Origin of the sequence: Afifella aestuarii (assembly GCF_004023665.1) — a bacterium.
Taxonomy (GTDB): Bacteria; Pseudomonadota; Alphaproteobacteria; order Rhizobiales; family Afifellaceae; genus Afifella; species Afifella aestuarii.
The window spans coordinates 1,212,037-1,220,390 of record NZ_SAUF01000002.1 but is presented as its reverse complement, the minus strand read 5'-3'; the positions used below and the strand labels follow the sequence as shown (position 1 = coordinate 1,220,390).

The 8,354-nt window shown below is 62.2% G+C and carries 7 protein-coding genes; 3 read left to right on the top strand and 4 right to left on the bottom strand.

Annotation, left to right across the window (positions count from 1 at the left end):
* The 4 genes from EO094_RS14120 to tssH all read right to left on the bottom strand — a co-directional run.
* Nucleotides 1-782 (bottom strand): contractile injection system protein, VgrG/Pvc8 family (locus tag EO094_RS14120; RefSeq protein ID WP_281275253.1); only part of this gene is annotated, 782 nt, incomplete at its 3' end.
* A 76-nt stretch (nucleotides 783-858) separates the two neighbouring features.
* Complete coding sequence (locus EO094_RS14115; protein WP_128293178.1) at nucleotides 859-1,449, bottom strand: hypothetical protein; 591 nt, start codon at nucleotides 1,447-1,449, stop codon at nucleotides 859-861.
* 113 nt (nucleotides 1,450-1,562) lie between these two features.
* Entirely contained in the window at nucleotides 1,563-2,039 is a 477-nt protein-coding gene (locus EO094_RS14110) for an Hcp family type VI secretion system effector (protein WP_092809956.1), read from the bottom strand.
* Nucleotides 2,040-2,084: 45 nt separating this feature from the next.
* The gene (gene tssH, locus EO094_RS14105) at nucleotides 2,085-4,880 is read right to left on the bottom strand and encodes a type VI secretion system ATPase TssH (protein ID WP_128293176.1); all 2,796 of its coding nucleotides are present in this window, start codon (nucleotides 4,878-4,880) and stop codon (nucleotides 2,085-2,087) included.
* Between the two features lie 257 nt (nucleotides 4,881-5,137).
* Here tssH and tssA point away from each other — a divergent pair, with 257 nt between their 5' ends.
* The 3 genes from tssA to tssC are packed head-to-tail and all read left to right on the top strand — an operon-like array spanning nucleotide 5,138 to nucleotide 8,333.
* A complete protein-coding gene (gene tssA / locus EO094_RS14100) occupies nucleotides 5,138-6,256 on the top strand; it encodes a type VI secretion system protein TssA (protein WP_425455898.1) in 1,119 nt (372 codons plus the stop codon).
* 53 nt (nucleotides 6,257-6,309) lie between these two features.
* The gene (tssB, locus tag EO094_RS14095; protein WP_128293173.1) at nucleotides 6,310-6,837 is read left to right on the top strand and encodes a type VI secretion system contractile sheath small subunit; all 528 of its coding nucleotides are present in this window, start codon (nucleotides 6,310-6,312) and stop codon (nucleotides 6,835-6,837) included.
* 17 nt (nucleotides 6,838-6,854) lie between these two features.
* The gene (tssC, locus tag EO094_RS14090; RefSeq protein WP_128293171.1) at nucleotides 6,855-8,333 is read left to right on the top strand and encodes a type VI secretion system contractile sheath large subunit; all 1,479 of its coding nucleotides are present in this window, start codon (nucleotides 6,855-6,857) and stop codon (nucleotides 8,331-8,333) included.
* Nucleotides 8,334-8,354 lie beyond the last annotated feature (21 nt).

The following is an 8,354-nucleotide window of genomic DNA, read 5'->3' as shown; positions in this document are numbered from 1 at the left end:
GAGCGCTTGCCCGACACATAGGAATAGCGCCGCCGCCATGCGTCGATGTGGTTGCGGTCGGATGAGCCTTGCGCGATGCGCATCGCCGCCTCGCCCTGAGCCGCCGCCGATGGCTTCGACCAGGCGCTCTGGTGGTCGCCCACCATCAGCTTGTGCCGGCCCTCCTCGTGCTCGAACCAGTAGAACAGGCCGTCTTCTTCGAAGCGGCGCAGCACATAGGCGAGGTCCGTCTCGTTCCATTGCACCGAATAATGCTGCGCCGGCGGATTGAGGATCACGCCGGAAAAATCCGGCGCCGTCAGACCGTGCTCGGCAAACAGGAGCTCGGCCACCTCCATCGCCGTCTTGTCGAGAAAAATGCGGCAATCGGAGCGGCGCGACAGAAGCCACATTTCGGGGCGCAGCGTCAGCGTGTAGGAGCGCACGCCGCGGGTGACCATCGGGCCCTCGTCGAGATCGGTGACGAGCGCGTTGAACGGCCGCCGGATCTTGGAATCCTCGCCGCCCCCGCCGCCGAAGCCGCCGCCCTCCTCGCCGGCGCCCTGCTGGATCTCCACCAGCACGTCGATCCGCCGGCCGATCAGCTCGCCCGGCTCCACCGCCTCGCGCTTGGCCCTGACCACCAGCTCGATGGAGAAGAGCTCGTTCACCCCTTCGACGATCGTCGCGCGCTCCGGCAGAAGAACGTCCTCGCCCAAGGGCGAGACCACCTTCAAAACACGCCCCGCCTGAATGAAATCCGAAGCCGAGCCCGTCTCGATCGTATCCGTCAGGTCGTCCATCACTTTCTCCAATTGGCGCGGGCCAGTCGACGTGGGCCAGTTGGCGCAGGCCGTTACTCGCTGCACGAGCCAGCCATCAGCCGAGCAAGGCCTCGCGATTGCCGAAGCGACGCAGGAACTCCGGCAACAGGCGCGCCCGCTCCGGGCTCTCGATCACCTCAAAGCGGCGCGTGCGCGTGTTGTAATAGGCGGCCGCGAGCGGCGGCAGGTCGCCGCGTTGGACGAACGGCACCATCGGGTTGCCGTAAAGCACCTTCTCGGGCGCCGGATCGTCGCCGACGAGATCAATGAAGGGGGTGGCGAAGTCGACGAGCTTCTTCTGCATGGCGATGGCCACGACGACGTTCTTCTTACCCGTATAGGCGTGCAGCACCGAATAATTGCCATTCGGACGACTGGTGATCTGCTCGCCGGGCTTCAGCCATTCGGTGACGAATTCACGGATGCCCGGCATATGATCGAGCCGGCGTCCTTCGAAATAGACGTCCTCGGCTTCGACCAGCGTGTAGACGTAGCGCATGATCTGCAGATGCAGCGTCTTGGCGACGGTGATGCCGCGCGTCTTGAGGCTGGGACCGGCCATATTGGCCACGCTTTCCGTCGACGTGTATTCGACGATGAGGTGCTGCGCGGTCGGCGACACCTTTTGGATATCATCAAGCGCCATCGCGAATGGCCTCCCTTCGATCAACGGGATATCGCCCACGCGCTGTGCGTCCGCGGGGCAGGTAGCCGGCCGCCAGCCTCATGCCGGCGACCGGAGATCGGTTGAGGCAGACGTTACGCCGCCTTCGTCGTCGCCAGATCGTAGGATGCGATCATCGGCGATTGCGGCGTCTGGTTCTCGTCGTACGGCGTGTACTTCACTTCCATCTTGGTGAAGTTCAGCTTGATCGTCTCCACCGGGCGATCGCCCGAGGAATCGATCGAATAATTCGCGATCAGCGTGTTGGTCAGCGTGTATTCGAGATAGGTGTTGCCGGGATTACCCGTCGTCACCATGTGGATCGTCGCCCGCTTGCCGGTGGAACCGGAACAGGCCTCCTGGAACAATTTTGTCGCCGAGGAATCGCTCACCTTGGTCAGAACGACTTCCGAAACGGTCGGCTCGGAGGCCTCGCGGTTCGCAGCCGAACCGGCCGACGTGTTCATGTTGCGCGACACGTTCCAGTGGATCGCCTCGATATCCATCCACTTGCGGTGCTGCTCGTGCGTCGCATCGCCTTGAATACCGTCGATTTGGAGATAGATGGGCATGACGTCTTACTCTCCTGTTGTCCTCTTTGACATGAAAAGAAACTGTCAGGACGCGGATGCCTGACGGCGTTTTGCGACGTCCGGCGCGCCCAACTCGGCGTCCGGCATCGCGCGCTTCGACGGCTCGTCTCTCGAACCGGCGAATTCTTCTTCTGGCTCGGCATAAACGGGCTCGAGACCGAAGCCCGCGGCATCGTTATGGGTGACGCTCACGCGACGAACGCGGCGGCCTTCCAGCATCGATTGCAGAAAGAGGCTGGAAATCTGCGGCAGCAGATCGCGGCCGATCATTGCCTCGATCACGCGCGCACCCATCTCAGAAACGCGTGCGGCCGAAACCAGCCGCTTGCGGGCCGCATCGCTCAGGCTGAGATCGGCGCCGTAGCGCTCCTCCACGCGCACGCGGATCTTCTCCAGCTGCAGCGCCACGATCTTGGCAAGCGCCGCCTCATCCAGCGGGAGGTAGGGAAGAATGGTGGTGCGCCCGAGAAATGCCGGCTTGAAGTGGTTTTTCAACTCCCCCGCGATGAGGGCCTCAAGCGCGTCCCCGGTCGGCATGGTGTCCGGATCTTCGGCCAATTGAGCGAGAAGCTCCGCACCGCTGTTTGCGGTCATCAGGATGGTCGTGTGCTTGAAGTCGACATCCCGGCCTTCGCCATCGCGAAGCACACCCTTGTCGAAGACCTGGAAGAAGATGTCCTGAACGCCCGGATGCGCCTTGTCGATCTCGTCGAGGAGAAGAACTCCGTAAGGCCGCCGCCGCACCGCCTCGGTCAACACGCCGCCTTCGCCATATCCGACATAGCCGGGAGGCGAGCCGAGCAGCATCGAGACCTTATGCTCCTCCTTGAACTCCGACATGTTGATGGTCGTCATGTGCTGCGGGCCGCCGTAGAGAAGATCGGCCAGAGCCAGCGCCGTCTCGGTCTTGCCGGTGCCAGACAGACCGACGAGGAGGAACACTGCAGGTGGGCGGCGCGGGTCCGACAATCCGGCACGGGCAGAGCGCATTGAGGCTGCGATCCGGTCGAGAGCCGGATCCTGGCCGATGATGCGCTCCTTCAGCCGCTCGTCCAGCGACCTGACCGTGGCGATTTCATCGGCCAAGAGCTTGCCGACAGGAATACCCGTCCAGCGCGCGACGACGGCGGCGACGGTCTCTCCGTCGACGACACGCGGCACCAAGGGATCGGCCCCGGCCTCCTCCTTGATCCTCCGCTCGGCATCGGCGAGCGCGGCCTGGAGCGCATCGCGATCCTGCTCGCCGTCCAAAGGCAAGGCTACGATTGCCTCGTCGTTCTCCGCTGCACGGCGGGGCGGAGCGCCGTCCTCGCAGCCCTCCCTGCCCGGCTCGGAACGTGCGAGCAACGCCTCGATCCGATCGGCATCGTCGGCGAGCCGACGTTGGGTCTCATAGCGTCGCTCAACCTCGGCAATCGTCTCTTCAAGCTCGCTCTGCCGCGCCAGAATGGCGGCAAGTCGCTCGCTTGCTTCGGTGTTCGCCGGTTCGCGCGAAAGCCAGCGATGTTCGGCATCGAGACGCTGTTTCTCAGCCTGCGCCGAGCGGATTGGATCCGGCAGGCCATGGCGGCTGAGAGCGACACTCGCGGCCGCCGTGTCGATCAGGCTGATCGCCTTGTCCGGCAATTGCCGGTCGGGGATGTAGCGCGCAGACAACGAGACGGCCGCGGCCAGCGCGCTATGGCGGATGACCACCCCATGGTGCGCTTCGAAACGATCGGCGATGCCGCGGAGCATAGCGACGGCACGGCCTTCGTCTGGCTCATCCACCTTGACGGCCTGAAAGCGGCGGGTCAGAGCCGCATCCTTTTCGATATAGCGCTTGTACTCGGAGAAGGTGGTCGCTGCGAGCGTGCGCAACTCGCCGCGTGCCAAAGCCGGCTTCAAGAGATTGGCCGCATCGCCTTGGCCAGCCTGAGCGCCCGCCCCCATCAGCATGTGCGCTTCGTCGATGAACAGAATGATCGGCTCAGGGCTCGCCTTTACGGCATCGATCACACCGCGCAGCCGCCGCTCGAACTCGCCTTTGATCCCGGCACCGGCCTGCAGGAGGCCGAGATCCAGAGACAGGAGACGCACACCGGCCAGCTGCTCGGGGAGCGCGCCGGAGACAATCTCGAGCGCCAGCGCTTCCGCGATCGCTGTCTTGCCGACACCCGCTTCGCCGACGAGAATCGGGTTGTTCTGGCGCCGGCGCATCAGGACGTCGACCACCTGCCGCAGCTCGCGCTCGCGGCCGATCACCGGGTCGATCCGCCCTTCGCGAGCCGCCCCCGTCAGATCCTGCGTGTACAGAGCCAGAAAATCGTCGCCCGTCCCGGCTTTCGCGGCCAACGGCAGGGCGCGCGCCTCTTCCTGATCGCCTCTCGCGGCCAGAAGTTCAGCGTCCAGCGCCTCACTCGACAGCGCCCTCAAGGACGGCGCGGCTCCTCGCAGAATCGCACGCAACGTCGGCTCATCCAGGAGTGCTGCGAGCAAATCACCCGACGAGATACGCGCTCGACCATATTGCAAATTAGCGAGCGTAAAAGCTTCCCGCGCCCAAAGGATGAGGTTCGGCGAAAGCGTCAGCGATTGTCCGTCGCCTCGCGGCAAATCGTCGAGGGCGGACGTCAATTCGCGCCGCGCCGATTCAACTGAAACGCGATGCCGATCAAGCAGTTCCTGCACATCCCGCTCATCGAGCAGCGCGGAAAGCCAGTGCGGGATGTCCACCGTGACACTAGATGATCCGGCCGCGATTACAGCAGCTCTCTCGAGAGCAGCCCGGCAAACCGAATCTAAATTCTCTACAATTTTATCTATGCTGATCCGCGACATGGATAAATCACTCGCCCACCAGTCAGGCCGCTATCATCGCGGGCAGCCCATTTCAAGAATATGGCAGAATTAAAAAACTCCAAGATATTTTTTTTGCGAAAGCCGTCTTTACTGGCGAGATATTGGCGATAAAACGATTCTTTCTGAGCGCGCGAGTAGCGACGTTTTCGCCGCTTGGAAGCCTGCGTGTCGGAAGGGTCGCTCTTTAACGGCCTCGCCGACTAGATTGCACTGTAATCCGAGGTTGCATCGTGCGTTTGGACATTCCTGCCATCACGGCCACGTTCGATTCACGGACGCCATGCGGTGGGAATCCACGCAGCTCGCCGGACACGCGAGAGCTCTATTACCGGATCAAGGACAGTCGGAACGCCGCTCGCAGCGAAGAGCGTTCGATCGCTCCCGGCGAACCCATCCGGCTATCTCAAAAATGGCGCGAGGTTCATGACCTCGCCAACGACATCCTGATTAACCGAGCTAAGGACCTCGAAATCCTCGCCTGGCTCGCCGAAGCTCAACTGCGGCTGGAGGGCTTCGCGGGGCTACGCGACGTCTTCACGGCAATGACCACGCTCGTCACAGACCATTGGGATGATCTGCACTCGGTCGGCGATGGCGAATTGGAGGACAAGGTGGCTCCTCTGGCCGGCCTGAATGGCATCGGTGGCGAGGGCACGCTGATTCAGCCTGTCCGCCTCACCCCGCTTGTTCCAGGAGCGCATTTCGGCGAGCACAGTCTATGGGATTACCAGCTGTCGCAACGCGACGACAACGCCGACCGGAAGGAGGCGCTGGACGAAGCGGTCAGCGAAGCCGGAACCGACGCAATGGCCACCCGCCATCAAGAAGCGACAGAATGCCTTGCCGCGTTCAACCAACTGGTGGCGGTCGTCGATGAGCGGTGCGGCGTCGGTGCTCCGCCCAGTTCCAACACGCGCACTGTCCTCGCCGAGGCAGCCGCTGCCATTCGTGTCCTCGCAAAGCTCGAAGACGATAGCGCCGCCGCGCCCGAAGGAACCGGCGCGGGCCCCGTTTCTAAGGCAAAAGAAGAAATCTCGCCGAGCACGTCCGGCAATGGTGTGGATCAAACCGATGGCGCTGTCGAGCTGTCGGCACCCAGGATTGGATCTCTGGTCATCGGATCACGCGATGATGCGTTTGAGGCTTTGGGGCTGATCGCCCGGTATTTCCGCAGGAGCGAACCCCACTCGCCCATTGCGGCTTCGATCGAAACGCTGGTGCGCCGTGGGCGGATGGATTTCGTCGATCTGCTCGGCGAGCTTCTGCCCGATCCGGCAACTCGCAAGCAGGTGCTTACGGCCGCAGGCATCCAGCCGCCCAAAGCAGGGGCTGAAAACGGCGAGGCCGCATCGTGACCATGGCCAGCACGTCGTCTCGACGTCCATCAATCTCTTGAAGGAGCGAACCAATGGAAAGCGTTCACCAGAAACTGGAAAGGGTCCGCAAGCCGAGAGTCCACATCAAATACGAGGTGGAAACCGAAGGCGCGATGGTGGTCAAGGAGTTGCCCTTCGTCGTGGGTGTCCTCGGGGACTTTTCCGGCGATCCGACCGAACCTCTGAAGCCGTTCGGCGAGCGCAAGTTCGTGCAGATCGATCGCGACAATTTCGACGAGGTGATGCGGCGCATGACGCCCGGCCTCAACCTCTCCGTCGAGAACACGTTGGCGGACGACGGCACCGACATGCAGGTGTCGCTGCGCTTCGATAGTCTTTCCGACTTCGAGCCAGGCGCAGTCGTCAATCAAGTGCCTGCACTGAAGGCTTTGCTCGATGCCCGCAACGAATTGCGTGACCTGATGAGCAAAGCCGATCGCTCCGAAGACCTTGAGCGTCTTCTCGAAGACGTTCTGCAGAACAAGGGAGACCTCGACAAGCTTGTCGGCGAACTGTCCAATCGTCGAGGAGCCGAGGCAAACAGCAGTGAGCCGGAATAAGTCGAGGGAGACCTGACATGAGCCAGGAAACGCAACTGGAGCCGAAGGCTGAGGTCGCGGTCGAGGAGGAAAATCTTCTTGCCAAGGTCGTCTCCGCCACCCGGCAGACGACGCCCGACCGTGCGGAAAACCTCTTGCGCACGCTGACAGATCAGGCGCTCAAGGGAACGGTCGTCTACGATCGCAACCTCACCGTCACCCTGAACAAGGCAATCGCGGAGATTGACCGCGTCATTTCGCGTCAGCTCGCTGCCATCATGCACACGCCGGAGTTCAGCAAGCTCGAGGGGACGTGGCGTGGCCTCCACTATTTGGTCAAGAATTCCGAGACCAGTGCCAATCTCAAAATCCGCGTCCTCAACGCGACCAAACGGGATCTGACGCGCGACCTCGACAAGGCCGTGGAATTCGATCAGTCGCTGCTTTTCAAGTCGATCTACGAAGACGAGTTCGGCACGCCCGGCGGCGAGCCCATGGGTGCACTCGTCGGCGACTACGAGTTCGACAATTCATTCGAGGACGTGCAGCTCCTACAGGGCATCTCGGCAATCTCGGCCGCCTCGTTCGCGCCTTTCATCGGAGGCGCCAGCCCAAAGATGATGGGCTTCAACGATTTCCGGGAGCTGGCTCGTCCGCGAGACCTCGAGAAGATCTTCGAGACCGTGGAATACACGAAATGGCGCTCCTTCCGCGAAAGCGACGATTCTCGCTTTGTGGCACTCGCCATGCCTCGGGTTCTCGCCCGAATGCCTTACAGTCCTGAGACCGTGCGCATCGACGAATTCGCTTTCGACGAGACGGATGGCGCGAAGGGCGCAGAACTTCCACACGACCATTATTGTTGGATGAACGCCGCTTATGTCATGGGCACGCGGCTCACCGATGCCTTTGCAAGGAGCGGCTGGTGCACAGCGATCCGCGGCGCGGAGAACGGCGGCAAGGTAGAAAACCTGCCGACCCACGTTTTCGCCAGCGACGACGGCGACATGGATTTGAAGTGCCCGACAGAGGTTGGGATCACCGACCGCCGCGAAGCCGAACTCGGCAAGCTCGGTTTCCTGCCGCTGTCGCACTACAAAAACACGGACTATGCGGTCTTTTTCGGCGCACAGACGGCCCATAAGCCGAAGATCTACGACCTGCCCAGTGCCACGGCCAATGCAGCGATTTCGGCGCGCCTTCCCTACATGATGGCGACGTCGCGCTTTGCCCATTACCTGAAGGTGATGGGTCGGGACAAAATCGGTTCTTTCATGGAGGCCGACGACGTCGAAAACTGGCTCAACCGTTGGATCTCGAATTATGTGAACGCCAACGAGGAAGCCGGCGAAGAATCGCGCGCGAGCTATCCCCTGCGCGAGGCCAGGGTCGAGGTTCGCGAGGTGCCGGGGCGACCAGGCTCCTACAACGCAATCGCTCACCTTCGGCCATGGCTCCAGCTTGAAGAGCTGACGACGTCATTGCGCATGGTCGCGCGTATTCCATCGAAAGGTTAGCGGCTCAATTTGGACCGGCAG